Below are 22,755 nucleotides of genomic sequence, written 5' to 3'. Positions count from 1 at the left end.
AGGCCGGATTTTTTTCATTTCATTCTTTCTTGATAAATAAACCCTACGCGTTTACCATTTACTAAAGGATTTATATTTCTCTTTAGCGAAATACATAACAATGAGAAATGAAAGGGTGAAAAGGATGAACAAAATAGGTATAACAGCAAGAGACTTATTTAACTTGAAATCAGTGACCGATCCAAAGCTATCGCCGGATGGCAGCATGGCGGTGTATGTCCAAACCAGAATTGATGAAAAAACAGAAAAATACATTTCCAATCTGTTTATGTTCAGCCTGATTACGAATGAAACAAAGCAATGGACGTTTGGGGATAATCGTGATACATCACCTGCATGGTCCCCCGACGGAAAGCATATCGCCTTTATATCGGACAGATCTGGAAAAAAACAAGTCCACATTATTGGGAGCATCGGAGGGGAAGCACGCCAATTGACCCATTTCGTTAACGGTGTAACAAAACCAATTTGGTCTCCTTGTTCCACCAAGTTGTTGCTTTCTACAGGGTTAAAAGAGGGAGAAAGCCTTAATACGGTGAAGGATCTTGATTTATCCAAAGAAGTTCATAGATATGACCGGATTAAGTATAAATGGGATGGGAGAGGCTATTTTGATCAGTTATTTCAGCAGCTTGTCATAGTGGAGATTTTAAATGACGAAATCATATTGCTGACGGAAAATAATATTGATCATCACCCGAATGCATGGTCCCCTGACGGTCAACACATTGCATTCATAAGCGGGGATGCAGAAAAGAGTGATGATGAACTTTTTTCTGATATTTTCATCATGGAACTAGAAACGAATTCTTTACGGAAGTTAACGGATAGTACGGGTTTCTTTAAAGATCCAAAGTGGTCTCCAAATGGTGAATACCTTTCATTCATTGGCCATTATAAAGAATTTGCCGGTGCCACCTTTTCAAATATCTGGTTATACTCCATATTCGATCAATCGTTTCAATGCTTAACTGATGGATGGGACGTCCAAATTGGGGATTCCGCAATCGGTGATTTCCAAGTCGGAGCAGTCGACCCAGGTATTTTATGGACAAACGATAGCCAAGGCTTTTACTTTTTAATAAGCGATTATGGAAATACTGGAGTATATTATGGTTCGATTGAAGGAGCCATGTATCCATCTATACTTGATCCGCAGCATATATATGGCCTGACTATAGATCCCGAAAGCCATCGTGCGGTCGTGGCCATTAGTACCCCCGTTCATCCCGGTGATCTCTTTGCTTATAACCTTACTAATGGGGATAAAGAACAAATTAGTTTTATTAATGAAGATTTTTTAAAGGATAAACAATTGTCCATGGCTGAACCCATTACTTTTCCATCTGTTGATGGTCTTACCATACACGGCTGGATCATGAGACCGACCAATTTTAATAGAAATAAAAAATACCCACTCATTTTAGAAATCCATGGCGGTCCGCATATGATGTATGCCAATACCTATGTTCACGAATTTCAGACCTTGGCTAATGAAGGGTATACTGTTTTGTTCACTAACCCACGCGGGAGTGTGGGATATGGTCAGGACTTCGTAAATGCCTGCCGAGGGGATTATGGAGGAATGGATTATAAGGACTTAATGGCGGGCGTTGACCATGTTTTAGCTATGTATGATTTTATAGAGCATGAAAATTTGGGGGTATCCGGCGGCAGCTATGGCGGGTTCATGACAAATTGGATCATCGGTCATACCAACCGTTTCAAGGCCGCTGTGACTCAGCGTTGCATTAGTAACTGGATTAGCTTTTATGGCGTCAGCGACATTGGCTATTATTTTACTGAATGGGAAGTAGGCGGCGATATCGTTAACTCTGCTGAAAAATTGTGGCAGCACTCACCTTTAAAATATGTTTCCAATGTGAATACCCCTTTACTTTTACTTCACGGTGAAAAGGATTTCCGATGTCCCATTGAACAGAGCGAGCAATTTTTTGTCGCTTTAAAACGGCAAAAAAAAGAAGCGGTACTCGTTTCCTTCCCTGATGAGACTCATGAAGTATCCCGAAGCGGTTCTCCAAAAATGCGCCTGCAACATGTAGAAGAAATAAAAGGATGGTTCAATAAATATTTTTAAAAACAAAACTCTGTTAGCCTTTCGCTAACAGAGTTTTGTTTTTAATGTTGGATTTGATCTCTGTCCTCGGAAATTGAACTTAAAGCATTTCCCGCCATTGAATTTGTCTGTTGATGTACAGCAAGATCACCTAATGCCACGACTCCCACCAGCTTGTCATTCTCGATGATAGGGAGCCTTCTGATTTGCTCGGTAGCCATTAACTCTTCAGCTTCCTCCACTGACATATCAGGGGTGCCTGTTACAAGATTCGTGGAAATAACATCGGTAATTCTAGTCGAATTCGGCTTTTTCTCGGCAACACAGCGGATAACGATATCCCTGTCTGTAATGACACCAATTAATTTGTTATTCTCCAATACAGGAATGACTCCAACATCATCATCCTTCATTTTGACTGCTGCTTCATATATATTATCTTCCGCAGTGCAACAATCCACGTCTGTTGTCATAATATCTCTTAATGTAGTCACGGATATTACCTCCATTTTTCATTAGTTGCTTGTTTATTTTTGACCTATGAAGAGAAATTATTCATGGAACACGTTCATGCTTCATTCCACATATTTTCCATGATCCGGTTTAGCTAAAGAATCGAATTCCTTTGCCAACTTTGATAAACCCCTTTGCAATTCTTTCCCTTCAATAGGATACCCGTGCCCCGTTACAGCCACAGCCGGATTCAGACTATCCAATAACCTTACCGATTCCTTGGCAGCCTCCCAATCGGTTGTCAAATACCGTGGCGGCCCTGCTATTTCTTTCTCCTGAGTGATAACCTTGTATAGTGAATCTTGCCTGACATTCACAAAAGCATCTCCAGCAATCAGACTTCGGTCACTTTCCCGAAATAGTGAAATATGTCCTTTTGAGTGGCCCGGGGTGTGGACCCATTTCCAATCGCAAAGCTCGGGAACACTATGATCATCAGGCAGGGGTTGAACTTTTTCGTCAAGGTTGATTCCCTCATTCGGAAACATCCAAGAAATCTTAGCCACCATCCCCCCTTCAACAGTAGAATCTGGCTCAGGATAATTTTCCTGTCCCGTTAAATAAGGCATTTCTTTAATGTGGGCATAAACAGGAGCTTTCCAATATTCCATTAACTCAATCAATGCACCAACATGATCAAAATGTCCATGTGTCAAAATAATGGCAGCAGGTGGATGATGTGGTCCGTATATTTTTTCGGCAGCTCTCTTTATCATCTCTGCTGAACGTGGCATTCCTGCATCTATCAATACCCATTTTCCGTCTTTGGGGGAACCTATAAAAATTACATTAACGATTTGTACGGGCAGACAATATATATCCTCTTTTACAATCTGAACATCTCCACTGGAAACTGAAGTCATTGGCAGAAATTTTTCATTCAAATGATTATCATCCATTTATAGACCTCCTAATAAAACTTCCTGTTTTTTAAGGATACCCTGTAAAAGAAAATAAAAAACAACCTATAATTAATATAGGCTGTCTTTCAGTAAACATCCCTGCGTGTAAAAACTGTAAAAGAAATAAGTAAAGCTAGCACCCACCAAACGAGCAATGTTATGACGGAGGATAATAAGGTCATCCCTTCTATCGGAGGAGCCGTCCCGCTAATATAAGCGGTCAATTTCAAATTCACCATAAAGAAATATTTCGCTGACTCCCATGATGAAACCATATTGTTCAATATAGCTCCGGAAATCAATGCAGCCAGCATAATGCCCATGCCTGCAGGTGTACTTCGCACCAAAACCGAAAGCATGAAAGAAAGGGTACCTATCACTACCGCAACCAACCAGACGAGCCCCAAATCCATCAAAAGGAATTTCCATTGTTCCACTAGCCTTACTTGACTGACATCCACATCAGCACCCTTTAATTCGAATCCGGTTATTACGGGCGCACCCCAACCTTGATACCCAAAAACGATTCCTGATAAAAAATACGCTAAAAAGGCTGTCATCGCCACGATAATCGAAACTGACAATAATAATGTTACATATTTGCTCAATAAAATTTTCCAGCGCTCAACTGGCCGCGTCAGCAGAAGCTTGATTGTGCCTTGACTATTTTCGGAAGAAACCAAATCACTTGCCACTATCATGATCAACAGCGGAATGAACAAATCAATTGAATTTTCCAAAAACATGCGAGTAAAAGTAGCAGCTCCTGGTTCTGAGGGGTTAATGTCATGATCCAGGTAATATTGCTGCTGTTTCAGACTTACTTCCAGCTGTTCACGCCACTCATCCAACATCCTATTTGAGCCCAACCGATTTTGAGTATCAATGATCTGCTGTTGAAGAGCTGCACGCCAATCATCAGTTCCCAGCTTCTCCCGCTGCTCTTCCATTTGTTTGTATTGTGCATACGTGAACATCAACACTAAAATCCCGACGATGATACCTATTATGATTAACCGTTTCTTTGCCAACAACTTCATCATTTCATTTTGGATCAAGTTATTCAATATCTCCACCTCCGACACCGGTTACTTGTAAAAATAACTCTTCCAGTCCCGGAAGCTTTCGGTTCATTTCATGTACCTTTACCCCTGCTTTGTTAAGTGCAGCATTCCATTCAGGGGTTTCAAATTCATCATAAGCTGTAATGATATATTTTTGATCTAAGGTAATATCGGTGAAACCGCTAAGGATTTCCACTCCCTTTTGTAAAGGTTCTACCCTCCAAATTATCCGCTCTTGCGTGGATAATAGGCGTTCCACTGTATCAGTTTTGATAATTTCCCCACTTTTAATAATTGCGACCCGGTCACAAAGTTGTTGTATTTCACCTAATAAGTGTGAGGAAACTAGAACACTCATGCCTTTTTCTTCAGCCAGCTTTCTGATGAATTGTCGCATTTCACGGATACCAGCAGGATCTAGACCGTTAGTGGGTTCATCCAAAATCAACAGCTTAGGACTATTAAGCATTGCCTGCGCGATCCCTAGACGCTGCCTCATACCTAAGGAATAGGTCTTCACTTTATCATGAATTCTCGCTTGCAGACCGACGAGTTCTACAACCTCGATCATTCTTTTTTCATCAACTTCAGGTAACATCCTTGCAAAGTGGAGCAAATTATTCCACCCGTTCAAAAATGGATATAACTCCGGATTTTCAACAATGCAGCCCATTTGCTTCATTGCCTTCGTAAATTCCTGCCGAACATCATACCCGCATATATGGATAGAACCGGAGGATGGCTTAATCAAACCGACCAACATGCGGATCGTAGTCGTTTTACCGGCTCCATTCGGACCTAAAAAGCCAAAAACCTCACCTTCATTCAGCTCAAAATCTATCCCTTTAATAATTTCCCTTTTGCCAATCTTTTTTTTCAAGCCCTTTACAGACAATGTCACCTGTTTCATCGTTCCTCATCCTCCCATTTTATTAAAGGAGCAACCCTATCAGCAATCAAACGATACCCCTTCTGATTAGGGTGAAATTTATCTGAATACAAATATTCATTTACCGACAATTGAAATAAATCAAATGTTGGGACGAAAATTGCATTCTTATAAAGAGCCACGACTTCTGCCGTTTCATTATTCCAGTCCCGTACGATGCGGTTAGTATCATAGTCCTCATCCAACTCTATAAATGGATTATACAGGCCCAGCAATAATATGGTAGCTGTATCATTGACATTATTGATATCCTTAAAAATTTCATTTAAATTTTCCAAATAACCCCTTCTTGATTCAGCTGTGGCTTCACTATCATAATCAAGCAGGGTCTGGCCTTTTTGAAATAAATCGTTACCGCCGATCGTAACTAAAATAACATCAGCTGCTTGGATTTGGCGCTTCACTTCCGGTTGTTTCACTTGCTGAGCCAATTCTTTAGACAATTGTCCATTAATTCCGAGGTTATGAATGAGCGGTTTTTTATTATATTCACTCTTCAAATCTTCCACAACAAGTCCAACGTAACCTTTGCCTGTTTCATCACCTGTACCACGTGTCAAGGAATCACCTAACGCCACAACCGTAAAATCATCAGGCAGATCATTTTTAATGGGGGATTCCTCTATTGTTTCCATATCAGAAGTCCTTTTTCCATAATGGTCAATAATCGCCCATCCAAGGCAAAATAAAAAAAACAGTCCGATAAGAGCTGATACAATGGTAGCGGCCAACACTTTTGATTTGCTCAAAAACACTCATCCTTCCATTCATTCTCTACCTTCCCATTAAATCATATTATTTCCAAAAATAAAAAACTGATTGCTCTTGATACCAAAAATCCCAGGTAGCCCATCATTGCTTTCTATAAACCGCACCCTACCACTCCTATCATTAGAAAAGGCAGAATGGGATTCATTTAATCCCATTCTGCCTTTTTTTTGTATTACTGTTTAATCGTTTCCTTTCCCGCCATGGAATTCCCTTTGATTTTGTGTGCTCTTTTTGACCAGTAGGTTGCAAGCAAAGGACCGGATATATTATGCCAAACACTGAAGATTGCGCTTGGGACTGCCGCCAGTGGCGAAAAGTGAGCTGTGGCTAATGCAGCACCTAAACCTGAGTTTTGCATGCCCACTTCAATTGAAATCGCTTTTTGATCTTCGTATGGAAGTTTTAACACTTTAGCTGCAAGAAAACCAAGTAATAATCCAAATGAATTGTGCAGGACAACCACCCCGAATATAGCCAGTCCTGATTCAAGTATCTTCTCTTTATTTGAACTGACAACTGCGGCCACGACTGCCACGATTGTCACAACGGATATCAATGGAAGTGCTTTAGTTCCCTGACTTACTTTCTCTTTAAAAATGAATTTTACAAGGAGTCCTAATAAAATAGGGACCAAAACTATCTGGAAGATAGAAAATAGCATATCTTTTCCTGAAACCGGCAGCCATTTACTAGCAAGTAAATAGGTTAGTGCCGGCGTTAAAAACGGAGCAAGCAAAGTGGATACAGAAGTGACCGCCACTGATAATGCCGTATTTCCTTTAGCTAAAAATGTCATTACATTTGACGCTGTACCTCCCGGACAACATCCAACAAGGATCACTCCGACAGCCACTTCAGGTGAGAGTTCCAAGCTTGTTGCCAGGAGATATGCCACACCAGGCATGATGATGAATTGTGCAGCCACTCCGATAAAAACGGATATCGGCTGCTTCAATACAGCTTTAAAATCACTAAACGAGAGAGTGAGACCCATTCCAAACATAATTATTCCAAGTAAAATGGATATGTATGGAGCAATCCATTTAAATGCATCCGGAAAAATCATTGCTAATACGGCAAATAGGAGAACCCAAATGGCAAAAGAGTTTCCAGCTGCCTTACTTATTTTCGCTAACTTATCCATAATCCCTAGTAGACCACCTTTTCTAATTTATAATTAGATTATACTTCATAATTATGAAATAACAATTAATTCTGACAATTAGTTAACTGGGAGCCTTTCCCTCATGGACGAGCAAAAAAGACCTCTTCACCATTTAAGATGAAGAGGTCTCTCGCTTTCAATAAGGGAAAAATTCAATAATATTATTTTTCTAGTATACCAGTGGTTTTCCCCATTACTTTTAAGTTTTTATCTAACCTCATGAGCCATATCGTGAGTAGCATCCCGATCAGTGTAAGTAAACCATAAAATAAATACACCGCGTATATCCCTGATTTATCCAAGATTATCCCGCCACTAAAGGTACTGAACCAGTTTCCCAATCCATTGCCAATGGCGGAATATAGCGTTATTGCTGTAACTGTTATGCGGGCCGGGACGACTTCCCGAATATATTGTAAAGCCGCAGGAATGAATAAGCCAAGTGAAAACCCTTGAATGATCGAAGTTACATATACGGTAGCCAAACTTGGTTCGGTAAAATACAAAACCCAGCGAACCAATGAAGCCGTCCCAGCCAATAAGGTTATTGGCAGCAGGCCCATTTTATGAATCCATGTACCTGCCATTCTCATAAATGGAATTTCCGACAATACAGCTAAAAGGAACGCAATGCCAATTCCTGTATATGTCCCGCCTCTTGCCTCTACAAACAAACCATAGTATACATTATTTGCAAGATTTGGACCAAAAATCAAGAACGTTATAGCAAGAAAGATAAGGAAACGTTTCATGGTGATCAATTCTTTCATCCCACCGAAAAGTTTTCCCTTTTCTCTAGGAGGCTCTTCGGGCAAACGAAGAGCAAGACTAGCCGCGATCAATAGACCGAAGAAAAAGGCATAAAATATAACGGAAGGACCAATGAAGGATTCCGATAACTTTCCCATTACAAACACGGCCACACCATAACCGAGTGAACCGAATAAACGGATTTTCCCATAATTCGATTTAATTCTTGTTGTATATTGAAGAGTGATGCTGTCTGAAACTGGTATGATGGCGCTTTGAAAGATAGCCAGGGCAATTGCGACGGATACTATAAGTAAATAGTGCTCAAACAGCAAGTAACCTAACCCTAATACACCAGCAAGCAACGATGTAATTGAAAGGATTTTTGCTGGCTTTCCACTCCAATCGCAGACAATTCCCCAAATGGGTTGAAAAACGATCATCACTATCGGTCCAACAGACATGATCATACCTATTTCAATACCAGACAAACCTGCCTCATTGGCTAAATAAACGCTTAATAGCGGTGTTAAACTTCCCACTGCAAAAAATGAAAATAGATAAAATACCTTCAAGCTAAAAATATTAGCATGCTTTTGTTTTTCCAAATCCAGTTTCCCCCATGCTGCATCCACTAAATTATTACCATATATATCCACAAATTACACATTTCATTATATCCCTGCATCTTTTTCATATCCTTCTAAGAAAAGGCTTTTTTCATAGGGAGCACGATATTAAAGGCTGTACCCCTATTAACCTCGCTTTCGACAAAGACATTTCCCAGGTGGCTTTCTATTATTTTAAAGCTGATCATGAGTCCTAACCCATTACCGGATTTTTTCGTTGTGAAAAATGGCTCTCCCAATCTCTTAAGCTGCTCTGGCGGCATCCCGATTCCTGTGTCGGTTATGGAGATATGCACTTTATCCTCTTTAAGCTTAGTAATGACTTTTATGACCCCACCGTCAGGCATGGCTTCCATACCATTTTTAATGAAGTTCAATATGACTTGTTTTAAACGATTCTCATCACATTGTACGAGGATTTTTTCGTGAAAACAATCCCAAACTAGGGTGACTTTCTTCTTTCTTGCATCAAACTCCGTCAAAGATAACACGTTTTGAATGATTGGTATAATATTCTTCGTTTCCAATATCAAGGACTGTGGTTTGGCCAATTGTAAGAATTCTTCAACTATCTCATTCACACGATTGATTTCATCCATAATAATTTCTAGATATTCTTGTTTGTTTTCATCTGTTTCATCTAATTGCAAAAATTCTGTATACCCTTTCATGGAGGTCAGCGGATTCCGTATTTCATGTGCAACACCAGCAGCAAGCTGGCCGACAGCAGCCAATTTATCCTGCCGATGGAGCATTTCTTCCGATTGTTTACGCTCAGTTATATCATGTCTTAGTGCCAAAAATTGAAATGGCTTACCTTCTTCGCTGAAAAATGGAACAATTGTTGTATCGACCCAATAAAAACTGCCATCTTTCGCCCTGTTTCTAATTTCACCTTTCCAAACCTTGCGTTGATGGATGGTCTTCCACATTTCATCGAAGAATTCCTTTGAGTGGAATCCGGAATTAACCAAATTATGAGTTTGACCGATCAATTCATTTCTCTCGTAGCCGGAAACCTCAGAGAACTTTTCATTCACTTCAATAATGACCCCTTTATCATCGGTAATCGCCACAATCGAGGATTGGTTGATGGCATAATGCATATCCTCTAGTTCCTTGATTGAACTCCTTAAAGCATTTTCTGCTTTTTTACGACTGGAAATATCCGAACGGATGGAAATATATTGATAGGGTTTGCCCCTTTTCATAAAAGGAACGATTGTTGTTTCCACCCAGTAAACATTACCATCTTTAGCCCGATTGCATATTTCACCATTCCATGTTTTGCCCTGGCTGATCGTTAGCCATAAGTCAGTGAAAAATTCTTTTGCATGATAACCCGAATTGATGATGGAATGATTTTTCCCTATTAGTTCATGTTTTTCATATTGAGATATTTCCAGGAATTTTTCGTTAACATATGTAATGATTCCTTTTGCATCCGTGATGGCGACGATCGCCGATTGATCTAATGCATAACGAATATCGCTCACAGTATTATCACTTCTTGCCAACCGCCGGCCTACGATCGTACTTGAAGCAATCAAGCTGGCAAGGATGAACAATGAGACAAAGCAAGTTAGATAAAGCATAAAAGGAGTGAGTGGAACAAATTCTCCCGTTACATTTTTACCATCCATCGGTAACACTCTCAAAAAAAGATAGTACCCTTCAATGATTGCCCCGCTCATCATGAGAGTACTGACTGGCTTTAGTGAGGATTGACTTAATTTATTAAAATAAAATAATATTGCAAGCGCTGCTACAAATAAACTAAAGATACTGAAAAGCGTACTGGCGACCAACAATGTGCTAAATTGCAAAGAGTGGTTTAAAGAGGACGTTCCCATAATGTAATTGGATAATATCGCCATCGTAAACATGAAACCGCAAAAAACGATTTGCAGTACTTGTGTTTTATATGATATCGCCAATAACCCAACCCCTGCGAGAGCAATCGCTAAAACTAATGAAAAAATTATTGTAGAAAAGTTGTATGCTGCCACCCCAGAATTATCAAGGGTTAATATGACCACAAAGTTAAGCATCCAAATAGCCACTCCCATAGAGCAGCTGCTCCCTATATACAATAGGCGTTTATATTTCTTGATCGTCAGTAACGATGTCAGTAAATCCAACGCCGTATAACACGCCATTATTATCAAAAGTACCGCAATCATAAAGAGGACAGGATTTGATGCCACAATTGATTGTTCCATTTTTACTTGATCACCTCTACCGTTCTATTCTCCTATATTGTAATGGAAATTCATAGTACCTCCAAGGTTTTTTATTTCCTTATTCCTATATATTTACACACTAACTCTTTTGGTGTGCCTCATATCGCATGAAATGCAGTTTTTTTCATAAATTCAATAAAATGAGAAATACTATTCTTTTGTATAGAGTAAAATTAAAAATACATGATAATGACAAGCATTCACAACCTGCTTCATCATCGCATGACATAATAAATAACAAAAAGAATTATTCAGAAATATATTAATTAAGAATGTTAATTTCTTTATTTAATTATACCTATAGGTTTATAATTAAATAGAACATATATAGAGAGAAGGAGTGGGGGCGCATGATTATGTCAGACCTGGCAGGTGCAAGTACAACAGAAATTATGCAAAAGAAGACCCAGCATAAAAAGTTAACACTGAGACAAATATTACAGAGAGGACTTTTAATTACAATCGGTGCGGTTTTAATGGCTGTCGGCCTCGAGATTTTTTTAGTACCGAATAACGTAATCGACGGAGGCATAACGGGAATATCGATTATGTTATCTTATATCACGGGGTGGAAGCTTGGTATTTTTCTTTTCGTTTTAAATCTTCCTTTCTTTTTTATCGGTTATAAACAAATTGGAAAAACCTTCGCATTATCTACTCTGTATGGGATTTTAGTCCTTTCTATTACCACTGCATTGCTTCATCACGTACCAGCTTTCACTCAAGATATCCTCCTCGCGTCCGCTTTTGGCGGAATGATTCTTGGCATTGGTGTTGGAATGGTCATTCGATATGGCGGCTCATTGGATGGTACAGAAATACTTGCTATACTCGCTAGCAAGAAAATCCCTTTTTCCGTTGGGGAAATCGTCATGTTTTTTAATTTATTCATCCTTGGCAGTGCAGGCTTCGTTTTCTCATGGGATCGCGCCATGTATTCGATCATAGCTTACTTCGTAGCTTATAAAACGATGGATATCGTCATCGCCGGTTTGGATGAATCCAAATTTGTTTGGATTATCAGTGATGAATTTGGTGATATCGGCGACGCCATAATGAATCGCCTTGGACGTGGCGTAACCTTTTTAGCTGGCGAAGGCGCTTATTCTGGTGATGATAAGAAAGTCATCTTTTGTGTAATAAACAGGCTTGAGGAAGCTAAACTTAAAGATATAGTCAAAAGCTTTGATCCTTCTGCATTTCTTGCCGTAGGGGATATCGCGGAAGTTCGGGGCGGCCGATTCAAGAAAAAAGATATTCACTAATCATTCACCTGCTTTTTGCTTTAAACAATTGGCAAAAAGATAAAAAAAGCTGAAGGGAGAATCCCCTTCAGCTTTTTTTATGCAGTCTTAATAGTTTCTTGGATTGTTGATTGCTTGAAGCATTCTGGTGCCGGGTTTCATCTCGCTGCTACATAACGGACAAACGTGTTCATCATTACTTGTAAAGTTATCGCGAATCCAACCTTTGCAATCTTCTGATGTACATTCCCACACCTTTGTTTCTTCAGGAATGATTTCTTCCGTATTATTTCTTCTATACATGTATCTCACTCCTTAGAATTGAATTGACTTCGTCGTGCATAACAGATCACAAGCCATAAAGATAAAAGAAGAATAGATGGCGATTAATCTAAATAGTGAGTAAATACTCATTCGCTTAACCAAGAATTGATTATACTTCATTACACCCAAATTTTTTTGAGTGGAAAGAACTTAAGATTACGACATGAATTTTTAATATCTCAGTAACCATTATAACATATATATGCATTTAATATTTGAGTAAAAGATTCTAAATAAGAAATGATTCCTTAAACCTCAGTTTCCATAAATAAAACGCAGCCCCTGACTTACCCTTCAAGATAATCGAGACTGCGTTGTTCAAGAATCCATTCCATATGGTTCTTCCTGCTCGATCGGATGAGCAATTCAAAGCGAATCGAGTATGAGAGTAATTTTAGTGCCAAAACCTAAAACAATGAAAGCCCTGCCTCTCTCCCATCCATACGGTTCCTAGACCGCGCCTGCGAGAATCAGATAAAAGCTTGTAAGTACATGTTTATTAATTAAAACCGTCCGTAATTCCAATTGGGAAAATTAAATTCCAAAAGATAAATGGTACATAGAAGTAAGTTAATGAAGAACAGAAATGGATCGAGGAAAATACTTGGTGATTAAATGTATTTCATTTTTCTAGATTGTTTAACTTTTTTCTACTCCATCATGAAAATGATGGAAAATTATTTTATTAATAAAAATGTCTTTAAATTACCCTCCAGTGTTTTCTTTTAATAACACTGAAATTACATCTTACCATATATATTTATATATGTAAAGAATTAAACCAGAATGTACTCACTCCGGCATTCTTCTTTCAAGCAAAAAAATAAAGAGGCATGATTCACCTCTTTTATTTAAATGCATTATACTCATTTTCAATTTTGGGGAGTTCTCTGACTTCCTCGACTAATTGACTTCCGCACATTGGGCAATCATAGTTTTCCGATGCAAAATCTTTTCTCATCCAACCATTACAATCTGCTGATCCGCACGCATATACTATCGTATCTTCCATAACGATTTCTGGTTCCTCTGAATTCTTTTTACCAAAATACATGAGCAACCTCCTCTTTTTTATATAAAGACTCTGATTAAAGGCGCGAAATTGACCTTTTTATCATTCCTAGTATACGCATTAAACCAAATTCTTATTTATTCCTTGAAAAAATATTCCAAAACCTTATCACCTATGCGTTTTCCAATCCTGCTTTAACCAAGATCGCTTTAATCATAAAGTAGGAAAAGTGCTCAGGTAAGGCTTCTTTTAGCGGTTTTAGTTTTTCAGAATCCAATTGTTTCGCAGTTTCCAATACAAGGTCATACTCTTTATCCGAGAAAATCTCTCCCCATTTGATATCCAAATGTTCCTCTGCACACTTTAATAAATGATTTTCAATTGAAATGGAAGACAACCCTCTCATTGTCCCGATTTCCTTGATTGATTTTCCTTCCTGATATAAGCGATAGCTTTCTAAATGTGATGGCGTAGTGCTTCTCTTTACTGCTTCCTTTGTAACCATTATATTCGTTTCTAATTCAGGATGTGCCTGTACATAATGGGAAATCCCTTCTAGGAATACGGCGCCGAAGCGTTCGAACTTCTGGGTGCCCACCCCTTTTACTTCTAGGAATTCCTGTTCTGTTTTCGGCAATTTTACGGCCATATCTTTCAAAGATGCATCGGAAAAAATAATGAATGGCGGTACATTTTCCTTTCCTGCCAATTCTTTTCTTAACTGTCTCAACGCATCGAATAACCCATGATCTACACTGATGCTGCTTACTTTTTTTATTTCTTTACGCAAGACTTTTTTCTGTCCCAACAGTACTTCCCTGCCAGTATTGGTTACTTTAAGGACTGGAAATTGGCCCCCGGTCATTTCGATATACTGTTTTGCTGTAAGGAAATCAATGAAATCACCTACATCCTTTGCAGATTGATTATTGATGATTCCATAAGTTGAAAGCTTCTGAAAACCGAACTCTTCAATTTTCTTATTGCGTGATCCCGTAAGCACTTGGGAGATCATCGTTTTACCGAATCGCTCACCCATTCGCAGCATGCATGAAAGGACCATCTGTGCTTGTGTAGTTACTTCAACAGAGTCACGTTTATCTGTACAATTTTCACAGTGACCGCAATTTTCAGGATTTTCCTCTCCAAAGTATTGAAGAATGAAGGCTTGCAAACACCCTTCAGTAAAACAATAATCCTTCATTTTGTTCAACTTCTTCAGTTCCTGTGATTGCCACTCCTGGGAAGGGTTTGATTGATCAATCAAGAAACGCTGAATCTGCATATCCTGGGGGGAATACAAAAGGATGCATTCACTCTCCAAACCATCCCTTCCAGCACGACCTGCTTCCTGATAATAACTCTCCATGTTCTTTGGAGTTTGGTAATGGATGACGTATCTAACATTAGACTTATCGATCCCCATCCCAAAGGCAGATGTCGCTACCATCAAAGGAATGTCATCACGAATGAATTGGTCTTGCTGTTCCGAACGGTCTTGTTCATTCATGCCAGCGTGGTATCGACCTGTCTTGAATCCGGCTTTATTAAGCTTGGCATATAACGAATCGACTTCTTTCCTTGTGGCTGCATATATGATACCCGACTCATTCTTGTTTTTCTCTATATAGCGCATTAAAAAACGTCCGCGGTTTTCTTCTTTCACAACGGAAAAGAACAAGTTATCTCTTGAAAATCCCGTTGATATGGTATGCTGCCCTGATATTCCGAGCGACTGGCAAATATCATCGGTCACATGCGGTGTGGCTGTTGCCGTTAATGCCAGTACAGTAGGCGCTGATGGCATGTTTTTCAATAAGGTTTTGATTTTTAAATAGCTTGGTCTGAAGTCATGGCCCCATTGAGATATGCAATGGGCTTCATCAATGGCCACCAATGAAATGTGCACATTAAATAAATCCTGTTGAAATGCAGGATTTTCCAAACGTTCCGGTGCCACATAAACCAACTTATATCTTCCTTGCTTAATATCATTCATTCTATTGGATGATTCTAACCCCGAAATGGAGCTATTAAGAAATGTGGCATCAATACCGTTTTGTTCGAGGGCATCTACTTGGTCCTTCATCAAGGAAATAAGTGGGGATATCACGAGTGTTACACCGGGTAACAAGAGGGCCGGGATCTGGTAACAAATTGATTTACCTCCGCCAGTAGGCATGATTCCCGCTGTGTTTATGCCTCCCAACACCTGTTCGATAATCTGTTCCTGACCTTTTCGGAATGACTCATAACCAAAATATTCCTGTAAATATTCACGTGCTTTTTCCATCAATTTACTACTCCTCCTATTTACCTTGTAAGGATTGGTAAGGATCTATTTCTTTCATTGTACCTGCTTTTGCCGTGAAGAAAAAGGACAAAAAGAGTAGACACATTAAATCTCCGTGTCTACTCTTTTCGATATATTAACATGTTTTGCATGGAGGAATTAATTCAAGACTTGCAATTTAACGTTTTTAACGCCCCAATTCACGGCATCCTTTTCGTTTGGTACAAAAATGTCCACTCTATTTCCTTTGATAGCACTGCCCGTATCTGCTGCCGTTGCGTAGCCATAACCCTCTATATAAACTTTCGATCCAAGTGGAATGACTGATGGATCCACGGAAATCACTTTAGCATCAGGATTAGCTTTCAAGTCGACCCCTGTGGCTGTTGTACCGCTGCAGCCTTGACAATTAGCCGTATAGGCAGTAGCTCTAACAGTCATCTCTTTTTTAATTCCTGCTTGATCCTTGGATTCATTGTTTGTTTCAGCTGGTTTCGATTGTTCTGCTGGTTTCGATTGTTCTGCTGGCTTCGATTGTTCTACTGGTTTCGATTGTTCTACTGGCTCTGATTGTTCTGCTGGTTTCGATTGTTCTACTGGTTTTGATTGTTCTGCTGGTTTTGATTGTTCTACTGGTGCAGCTTGCTCTGATTTTTGCTCAGGCCCAACACTCGCCGCTTCGACTTTGTTAGCCGCTGGTTTAATGACCAGTTCTTGATCAGGATGGATTGTATCTGAATTTAAACCGTTCCAAGATTTAATATCATTTACCGCTACATTATATTTGCCTGCAATTCCCGATAATGTGTCTCCTGACTTGACTTTATAATGCTCTTCTTGAGAAATATGTAAGGTTCCTCCGGCATAAATCATGTCTGAAGACAAATCGTTCCAAGACTTAATATCTTCTATTGATACTTTATATGTTTGAGATATCCCCCATAATGTGTCTCCATCTTTCACTTTGACATCTTCTGCTTGAACCGGAATTGTGAAAGCACCGGATATTGCAGCCGCTGCCGCTAACGATAAGATTGATTTTTTCATGTTGTTACCTCCTTGTGAGCTACTTTATAAGCTAACGAGTTTAATCTTAACATAGTTTTTTTCTATACAAAGAACAAACAGATAAAGAATAGATGACAAACATCACAGTAAGATAACGAGACTATAACAAGATGATTCAATATTCAGAAAAAACATCTTTTTCCATTCATCTTCCACATCATACTAGTAGAGTCATATTATGTATTAATCAAGCATAATAATTAGAGGCTATATCTATACAAAGGAGGTATTTTTTTGACACGCGAAAAGCCCTTTACCTTAGTTAAATCATACAAACCTTTTCATAGTAAATTCGATCCGTGCCCACCTATTGGGAGAAAGTATTACAGGACTCCTCCCAATTTGTATATTAATTTTCAACCACCGAATTTAGAGCAGTTCACACCAGAAGAAGCTTTGAAATACGGTACACTTTGGAAGTTCTTTTATGATTTCTATGATAATCCACATCGGGAAAGGGAGACGTAAATGAATAAGAAATTGGATGATGAATATTATCAGCTGCTTGAACAAATACAGGCTGCGGATTTCGTACTTGTCGAGTTGACTCATTATTTGAATACACATCCTAACGACCAGCAAGCATTACAGCAATTCAATCAATTTCATGAATATTCACAACAATTGAAATCGGTTTTTGAGCCTAAATACGGTCCCTTATTGGGTTTTGGAAACAGTCCAGGCGGTGAAAATAAATGGGAATGGGGCCAAGGCCCTTGGCCCTGGCAGGTATAAGGAGAGATATCTATGTGGGTGTATGAAAAGAAGCTGCAATATCCAGTTAAAGTAAGAGACTGTAATCCTAGATTGGCAAAATATTTAATAGAACAATACGGGGGTGCTGATGGTGAATTGGCTGCAGCACTCCGTTACTTAAATCAACGATATACTATTCCAGATAAAGTGATTGGCCTCCTCACGGATATTGGAACGGAAGAATTTGCCCATCTGGAAATGATCGCCACGATGGTTTATAAGCTTACAAAGGACGCCACACCACAGCAGATGGTTGCAGCAGGTCTTGGCCAACATTATGCGAATCATGATGGTGCCCTTTTCTATCAAAATGCAGCAGGCGATCCATGGACAGCCACATACATCCAAGCTAAAGGCGATCCCATTGCTGATTTATATGAAGATATTGCCGCTGAAGAGAAAGCTCGTGCAACCTATCAATGGTTGATTGACATCTCAGATGACCCGGATATCAATGATTCACTAAGATTTTTAAGGGAAAGGGAGATTGTACACTCCATGAGGTTCAGAGAAGCTGTAGAAATCCTAAAAGAGGACAAAGGGAGAAAAAAGTTTTTTTAATAAAATTCAAATAGAAAAGGCAACGGAAATGCTTCCGCTGCCTTTTTGTCATTTACGGTCTGAAGAATATGTCCATCCATCTTCCTGGTAAATCTTCTCTTCTTTCATCAGTTTGCCGAGGGCACGTTTGAACGCTCCCTTGCTTAAACCGAAGTGAAACTGGATATCATCAGGTGGTGTTTTGTCGCCATAAGGCATAGCACCGCCACGATTCATTAAATAAGTGAAAATGACATCAGCATCTTCCCCCATTAAATCTTGTTTAAAGGGAAATAAAGAAACGTTTAGTGTTCCATCTTCTTTACTATCAATGACGCGCCCTTCAACTAATTCACCAAGACGGGGCTCCTCCTTGCGTTCACTTTCGTGAATGAAACAGCGATATCCTTCTTCGGAAACAAAGAAAGACCCAACCATAAGCAAACGATAGACATTTCCCTTAACAGTGGTGTTACGGACTCCTTTTAATGGAGCTTTTACCGCAATCTCCTGGATTACATCTTCCGTTGCAAGTTTACCAAACAGGCGGTCATTGCGATCTGTCTTAAGGGATAAATATAGACGATCACCAACCTCAGGCCATAAACGATCAATATTCGGAAGGTCATCCAGGGATACAAGTATATCTTTGGAAAGGCCGATGTTCACAAAAACACCAAGTTTCCTTTTCACATTGACAACTTCCGCCCAACCATACTGATCAATCTGAATTTCGGGAATCTTCATTGTCGCTGTTAGCCTTGCTTGTTTATCGTGGTAGATGAACACAGTAACTTCATCACCAAGCTCAAGTTCCGTTCCTTCATTCATTTCACTATGATGAAGTAAGACATCTTCTGAACCATCAGTTAAAAACCATCCGAAATCAGCCTTACGTTCCACTTCTAACTCTACAGCCAAACCGGCCTGAATTTTTTGCATGTATATAAATCCTCCTGTAACTTACCTTTACCTACAATTGTACCCAATTATTTATTTTTCCAACATATTTGAATTTATCATTTTTTTGTTGTTCTGTATACCCATTACGGTTTTTTATTTTTTAACCCTTGTCATCTTCATGGAATGCATGAGGGACCAGAATCTGTCCTTGCCTACCATTGCTGAACAAGGTATGCATGATCACTTTGGATAATTGGCTCGGTTTATATGGCTTAACTAAATAATCCTTAGCTCCCAATGAAATACCCTTTTCCCTTTCATCAAGTGCCGTCGATACAAAAACGGGAATCTCATTCAAGTCACTGGATTCTTTTAACTCCCTCAGGATTGTCCAGCCGTCCATTTCTCCCTCTTCAAGAAGGATATCTAGTACAATGGCATCCGGAAATGAGGTTTTTAGCTTTTGAAATGCCTTTCTTCCACTATTGAAATAGCTGACGTGGAAGCCACTATCCATCAATTCATATTTGAGCAGTTCCGCCAAGTTAATATCATCTTCAATGACCATAATATCATAGCTCAGTTTTCTTGACTGTCCATCATTGTTCAGACCCACTTCTTTCAGGGCTACTCTAGGTAATGATATGGTAAATGTACTTCCATGTCCGTAATTGGAAAACACCGTAACATATCCGCCATGTGATTTTATGACTTCATCAACGATTGCTAATCCAAGGCCAGTTCCCCCAATCCTTCGGCGGTCTGAATTATCGACCCTATAAAATTTCTGGAATAAATGCGGAAGTGATTCTTTTGGGATGCCAAGCCCCTCATCCTGGATATCAACGGAAAGCATATCGTCCCTGTTATATACACGGATAGAGATCCTGCCCCCATCCGGTGAATATTTGATTGAATTGCTTAAAAGGTTGGAAAAGGCTTGTTCGATTTTTAAGCGATCCCCTAAGATCATTAAATCCTTAGTTTCGATTTTGAGTTGGATATCATGCTGTGCTGTATTTATTTCTAAATGTTCAATTACCTTTCGAATTAACGGTATGATTTCTACATATTTTTTTTCATATATCTGTTTACCGGACTCCATCCTTTGAACATCCAGGAAATCATTGATAAGTGCTGTAAGCCTTTTTGCTTCATTGTAGATCGTCTGTAAATATTTTGTCTGTCTTTCGGGTTTCAATGGTTTGTTCAGCATCAATTCGGTAAAACCAAGAACGCTTGCAAGCGGTGTCCTTAATTCATGACTAACTGTACTGACAAATTCGGACTTCATTTGATCCACTTCATATTCTTTTGTAATATCACGATAAACCAAAATTGTCCCAAAACCTTCTTCGCGATAATGTAAAGTCTCAAGATATACCTTTATGACCTGATTCGTCTCTTCCTTTTTAAATGTGATGCTTCGTTCTTCATAATTTGCTCCCCCCAGATTATTAATCGCTTCATCCATTACATGTAAAAACCTCTCCCCCTCCATTTGACCAGCCATTTCAGCACTCCACGTTTCCCATGGCAAGTCGATTATTTGCTCTGGTAAAGAACCTGATCCAAAAATATCGCAAAATGGCTGATTAACCTGAATTACCTTTCTTTCCTGATCAATCAATTGGATGCCTACCTGGATCGTATTCAGGATATCTTGATTCAGCCTCCCATTCTCTTCCGTTTGTTCGTAAAGCTTGATCTTGTCAAGCGATGTTGAAATTTGCTTAGCCAACGTTTCGCATTCTTCCACTTCCTGGTTGGTAAACGGAGTCCCATATCTGTTGAAAACCATGATGGCATCAACTTCTTTAAACGTAGATAAAACAGGAAGATATAAATCATAACTATAATTCTTATTTTCGTGGTACCCTTTCTCCCCCACATCTTGTTCTCTCTTAATAGTGAAAGGTTTCTTCTCTTTAATAAGGCGGTGGTTCAAACCATTGCGAATATTATCACGGAATTGCCGTACTCCGTTTTCCGAAATTCCGAAAGATGAAGAAACATCTTCATGAACCAAAGCAATCATTCCACGATCGGCAGAAATCAATCTGCTCATATTAAGGACAATGCTTTTTAATACCTCCTTTTTATCTAAAGTGGAGGATATCCCATTGATCAGTTCATTTCTCCTGGTGAGCTTCTGCTCATTATCAGTTATGATTCTAAGTGTCACCTGAAGTTCATTTTGCTGGGCTTGAAGTTCTTCCTGCTGGGCGAGCAGCTCTTCATTATGAGCCATCAGTTCCTGCTCCTTTTCCTGAACGCTTGTCAACATTTTTTTGAATGCAATCGACAAAACCCCAAGCTCATCCTTACGATTTTCCGTGACGGAAATAACAGCTTCCCTTCCTGCAGCAATTTCATTCGCAGCTATTGAAAAATCCGAAAGGGGCTTTCCGATGTTCCTGATGATCGTTCTGACGATGAATAGGAAAATGAATAAAAAAATAAGAACAAACCCAACAAAAGCTCCTTGAAGAATGGATTGCTCCTTCGTGAGGTCCTCCACATTTTTATTTAAGCTTTCCGTTAAAGTGCCAGAGTAGGATTTTATAATACTGCGAAAACCCGTAATTTGTGCCGTAATTTCAGTACTATCCATTTCGACCTTTGAATCCTCCCCTTTTTTCTCGGAATCAAAAAGGGATGGAAGAACTCCTCTAAAATAATATTCAGTAAAAGTCTCAAGCTCGTTGGAGATATCCTTATCCTCCTTAGTAATAGTAATCGCCTTGAATCCTTTAATATTTTCCCTGATTGAGGTTTCCTCTTTTAATGCTTTATCTTTTAATGCGTCATTATTAAATGCAATATATCCTCTAATATCTAAAAAAACCGTATTATATTGATCGAATATTTCATCCATCAACAATTTTTTATCTACAATCCTTTGCCTTTGTTGGATATATTCAGCATTCAAGGACTGTAAAAGGTAAAATAAAATTCCTGTTCCGAAAATAAATAAAATGATGCACCCCGTCATTAAAGACACTACTTGCCTAGATAGGCTCTTAGTAAAGTAAGGATTCAGTTTCATGGAGTATGACCTCTATTTTTTCAATCAGTTTTAACGGACTAAATGGTTTGGTCATGAAATAATCAGCCCCCGCTTCCAATATTCTTTCTTGCTCAAATTGTTGGCTTTTAGCAGATAACATCAAGATTTTCCCTTGGTTCTTAATTTCGGACGAGTGTATTTTTCCAACTATTTCCAATCCGGTATATCCAGGCATCATATAATCAAGAATAATAAGATCATACGTATTGCTTTCGAGAAGCTGTACGGCCTCCATTCCATCCGCTGCTTCGTCAACCTCATAATCTTCATCCTCTAAAGTGTCTACAACGAGCATTCGTAACACTTCCTCATCTTCCGCTAATAATATCCGCTTCATCATTCACCCTCCTAATTAAAATCACTCTCTCATTTAAAATCTGACATTTTCCGAGCACAAAGGCGTCCAAAATCGAAGGGTTTCTAAGTAACTCCTGAAGTGTTTTGCACATAAGATTACATCCGAAATTCACTCCTAAATAACC

20 protein-coding genes are annotated in these 22,755 nt (G+C 39.1%); 5 read left to right on the top strand and 15 right to left on the bottom strand.

Annotation, left to right across the window (positions count from 1 at the left end):
• The first annotated feature begins 124 nt into the window (after positions 1-124).
• Positions 125-2,098: a prolyl oligopeptidase family serine peptidase gene (locus ACQKKK_RS09820; RefSeq protein WP_427615933.1), complete on the top strand. Its 1,974-nt coding sequence runs from the start codon at positions 125-127 to the stop codon at positions 2,096-2,098.
• 41 nt (positions 2,099-2,139) lie between these two features.
• Here ACQKKK_RS09820 and ACQKKK_RS09815 read toward each other — a convergent pair whose 3' ends face one another.
• The 8 genes from ACQKKK_RS09815 to ACQKKK_RS09780 all read right to left on the bottom strand — a co-directional run bounded on the left by ACQKKK_RS09815 (position 2,140) and on the right by ACQKKK_RS09780 (position 11,042).
• Entirely contained in the window at positions 2,140-2,571 is a 432-nt protein-coding gene (locus ACQKKK_RS09815; protein ID WP_427615932.1) for a CBS domain-containing protein, read from the bottom strand.
• A gap of 81 nt (positions 2,572-2,652) precedes the next feature.
• Positions 2,653-3,489 carry an MBL fold metallo-hydrolase gene (locus tag ACQKKK_RS09810; protein WP_427615931.1) on the bottom strand — a complete coding sequence of 279 codons (837 nt, stop codon included), beginning with the start codon at positions 3,487-3,489 and terminating at the stop codon, positions 2,653-2,655.
• 89 nt (positions 3,490-3,578) lie between these two features.
• On the bottom strand, positions 3,579-4,559 hold the full coding sequence (locus ACQKKK_RS09805; RefSeq protein WP_427615929.1) for an ABC transporter permease: 981 nt from the start codon (positions 4,557-4,559) through the stop codon (positions 3,579-3,581).
• Positions 4,552-5,466 carry an ABC transporter ATP-binding protein gene (locus tag ACQKKK_RS09800; RefSeq protein ID WP_427615927.1) on the bottom strand — a complete coding sequence of 305 codons (915 nt, stop codon included), beginning with the start codon at positions 5,464-5,466 and terminating at the stop codon, positions 4,552-4,554. The genes ACQKKK_RS09805 and ACQKKK_RS09800 overlap by 8 nt, the downstream gene beginning before the upstream one ends.
• Positions 5,463-6,254: an SGNH/GDSL hydrolase family protein gene (locus ACQKKK_RS09795; protein ID WP_427615925.1), complete on the bottom strand. Its 792-nt coding sequence runs from the start codon at positions 6,252-6,254 to the stop codon at positions 5,463-5,465. The genes ACQKKK_RS09800 and ACQKKK_RS09795 overlap by 4 nt, the downstream gene beginning before the upstream one ends.
• Positions 6,255-6,448: 194 nt before the next feature.
• The gene (locus tag ACQKKK_RS09790) at positions 6,449-7,420 is read right to left on the bottom strand and encodes a bile acid:sodium symporter family protein (protein ID WP_427615923.1); all 972 of its coding nucleotides are present in this window, start codon (positions 7,418-7,420) and stop codon (positions 6,449-6,451) included.
• 182 nt (positions 7,421-7,602) lie between these two features.
• Positions 7,603-8,799 (bottom strand): MFS transporter, encoded by a 1,197-nt coding sequence (locus ACQKKK_RS09785; protein WP_427615921.1) that lies wholly within the window; start codon positions 8,797-8,799, stop codon positions 7,603-7,605.
• Between the two features lie 95 nt (positions 8,800-8,894).
• The gene (locus ACQKKK_RS09780; RefSeq protein WP_427615919.1) at positions 8,895-11,042 is read right to left on the bottom strand and encodes a PAS domain S-box protein; all 2,148 of its coding nucleotides are present in this window, start codon (positions 11,040-11,042) and stop codon (positions 8,895-8,897) included.
• Between the two features lie 371 nt (positions 11,043-11,413).
• Here ACQKKK_RS09780 and ACQKKK_RS09775 point away from each other — a divergent pair, with 371 nt between their 5' ends.
• On the top strand, positions 11,414-12,328 hold the full coding sequence (locus tag ACQKKK_RS09775) for a YitT family protein (RefSeq protein ID WP_427615917.1): 915 nt from the start codon (positions 11,414-11,416) through the stop codon (positions 12,326-12,328).
• An 87-nt stretch (positions 12,329-12,415) separates the two neighbouring features.
• Here the strand turns inward: ACQKKK_RS09775 and ACQKKK_RS09770 are convergent, their stop codons facing one another.
• The 4 genes from ACQKKK_RS09770 to ACQKKK_RS09755 all read right to left on the bottom strand — a co-directional run bounded on the left by ACQKKK_RS09770 (position 12,416) and on the right by ACQKKK_RS09755 (position 16,983).
• Positions 12,416-12,610, bottom strand: a complete 195-nt coding sequence (locus tag ACQKKK_RS09770; protein WP_034307294.1) for a cold-shock protein — start codon at positions 12,608-12,610, stop codon at positions 12,416-12,418.
• Positions 12,611-13,478: 868 nt separating this feature from the next.
• Entirely contained in the window at positions 13,479-13,685 is a 207-nt protein-coding gene (locus ACQKKK_RS09765; protein ID WP_061463486.1) for a cold-inducible protein YdjO-related protein, read from the bottom strand.
• Between the two features lie 130 nt (positions 13,686-13,815).
• Positions 13,816-15,939: a DNA helicase RecQ gene (recQ, locus tag ACQKKK_RS09760; protein ID WP_427615915.1), complete on the bottom strand. Its 2,124-nt coding sequence runs from the start codon at positions 15,937-15,939 to the stop codon at positions 13,816-13,818.
• A 156-nt stretch (positions 15,940-16,095) separates the two neighbouring features.
• On the bottom strand, positions 16,096-16,983 hold the full coding sequence (locus tag ACQKKK_RS09755; RefSeq protein ID WP_427615913.1) for a LysM peptidoglycan-binding domain-containing protein: 888 nt from the start codon (positions 16,981-16,983) through the stop codon (positions 16,096-16,098).
• 255 nt (positions 16,984-17,238) lie between these two features.
• Here ACQKKK_RS09755 and ACQKKK_RS09750 point away from each other — a divergent pair, with 255 nt between their 5' ends.
• From ACQKKK_RS09750 to ACQKKK_RS09740, 3 genes are read left to right on the top strand one after another with little or no spacing between them, the layout of a single operon-like run.
• Positions 17,239-17,472, top strand: a complete 234-nt coding sequence (locus tag ACQKKK_RS09750; RefSeq protein WP_427615912.1) for a spore coat associated protein CotJA — start codon at positions 17,239-17,241, stop codon at positions 17,470-17,472.
• Complete coding sequence (locus ACQKKK_RS09745; RefSeq protein WP_427615910.1) at positions 17,473-17,739, top strand: spore coat protein CotJB; 267 nt, start codon at positions 17,473-17,475, stop codon at positions 17,737-17,739.
• A gap of 12 nt (positions 17,740-17,751) precedes the next feature.
• The gene (locus ACQKKK_RS09740; RefSeq protein ID WP_427615908.1) at positions 17,752-18,321 is read left to right on the top strand and encodes a manganese catalase family protein; all 570 of its coding nucleotides are present in this window, start codon (positions 17,752-17,754) and stop codon (positions 18,319-18,321) included.
• A gap of 48 nt (positions 18,322-18,369) precedes the next feature.
• Here ACQKKK_RS09740 and ACQKKK_RS09735 read toward each other — a convergent pair whose 3' ends face one another.
• The 3 genes from ACQKKK_RS09735 to ACQKKK_RS09725 form a co-directional block, all read right to left on the bottom strand.
• Entirely contained in the window at positions 18,370-19,242 is an 873-nt protein-coding gene (locus ACQKKK_RS09735) for a CvfB family protein (RefSeq protein ID WP_427615907.1), read from the bottom strand.
• A 121-nt stretch (positions 19,243-19,363) separates the two neighbouring features.
• A complete protein-coding gene (locus tag ACQKKK_RS09730) occupies positions 19,364-22,252 on the bottom strand; it encodes an ATP-binding protein (RefSeq protein ID WP_427615905.1) in 2,889 nt (962 codons plus the stop codon).
• A complete protein-coding gene (locus tag ACQKKK_RS09725) occupies positions 22,227-22,610 on the bottom strand; it encodes a response regulator transcription factor (protein WP_427616204.1) in 384 nt (127 codons plus the stop codon). Before ACQKKK_RS09725 ends, ACQKKK_RS09730 begins: the two co-directional genes overlap by 26 nt.
• Positions 22,611-22,755 lie beyond the last annotated feature (145 nt).

Origin of the sequence: Peribacillus sp. NPDC006672 (genome assembly GCF_050274955.1) — a bacterium.
GTDB lineage: Bacteria > Bacillota > Bacilli > Bacillales > DSM-1321 > Peribacillus.
The sequence above is the reverse complement of the archived record's forward strand: the minus strand, read 5'-3'. Positions and strand labels throughout refer to the sequence as shown.

Bases quoted from the DNA above. Each gene is read 5' to 3' on its own strand.
- ACQKKK_RS09820 (WP_427615933.1), top strand. From the start codon at position 125: ATGAACAAAATAGGTATAACAGCAAGAGACTTATTTAACTTGAAATCA.
- ACQKKK_RS09810 (WP_427615931.1), bottom strand. From the start codon at position 3,489: ATGGATGATAATCATTTGAATGAAAAATTTCTGCCAATGACTTCAGTT.
- ACQKKK_RS09800 (WP_427615927.1), bottom strand. From the start codon at position 5,466: ATGAAACAGGTGACATTGTCTGTAAAGGGCTTGAAAAAAAAGATTGGC.
- ACQKKK_RS09790 (WP_427615923.1), bottom strand. From the start codon at position 7,420: ATGGATAAGTTAGCGAAAATAAGTAAGGCAGCTGGAAACTCTTTTGCC.
- ACQKKK_RS09780 (WP_427615919.1), bottom strand. From the start codon at position 11,042: ATGGAACAATCAATTGTGGCATCAAATCCTGTCCTCTTTATGATTGCG.
- ACQKKK_RS09775 (WP_427615917.1), top strand. From the start codon at position 11,414: ATGATTATGTCAGACCTGGCAGGTGCAAGTACAACAGAAATTATGCAA.
- ACQKKK_RS09770 (WP_034307294.1), bottom strand. From the start codon at position 12,610: ATGTATAGAAGAAATAATACGGAAGAAATCATTCCTGAAGAAACAAAG.
- ACQKKK_RS09765 (WP_061463486.1), bottom strand. From the start codon at position 13,685: ATGTATTTTGGTAAAAAGAATTCAGAGGAACCAGAAATCGTTATGGAA.
- ACQKKK_RS09755 (WP_427615913.1), bottom strand. From the start codon at position 16,983: ATGAAAAAATCAATCTTATCGTTAGCGGCAGCGGCTGCAATATCCGGT.
- ACQKKK_RS09745 (WP_427615910.1), top strand. From the start codon at position 17,473: ATGAATAAGAAATTGGATGATGAATATTATCAGCTGCTTGAACAAATA.
- ACQKKK_RS09740 (WP_427615908.1), top strand. From the start codon at position 17,752: ATGTGGGTGTATGAAAAGAAGCTGCAATATCCAGTTAAAGTAAGAGAC.
- ACQKKK_RS09735 (WP_427615907.1), bottom strand. From the start codon at position 19,242: ATGCAAAAAATTCAGGCCGGTTTGGCTGTAGAGTTAGAAGTGGAACGT.
- ACQKKK_RS09730 (WP_427615905.1), bottom strand. From the start codon at position 22,252: ATGAAACTGAATCCTTACTTTACTAAGAGCCTATCTAGGCAAGTAGTG.
- ACQKKK_RS09725 (WP_427616204.1), bottom strand. From the start codon at position 22,610: ATGAAGCGGATATTATTAGCGGAAGATGAGGAAGTGTTACGAATGCTC.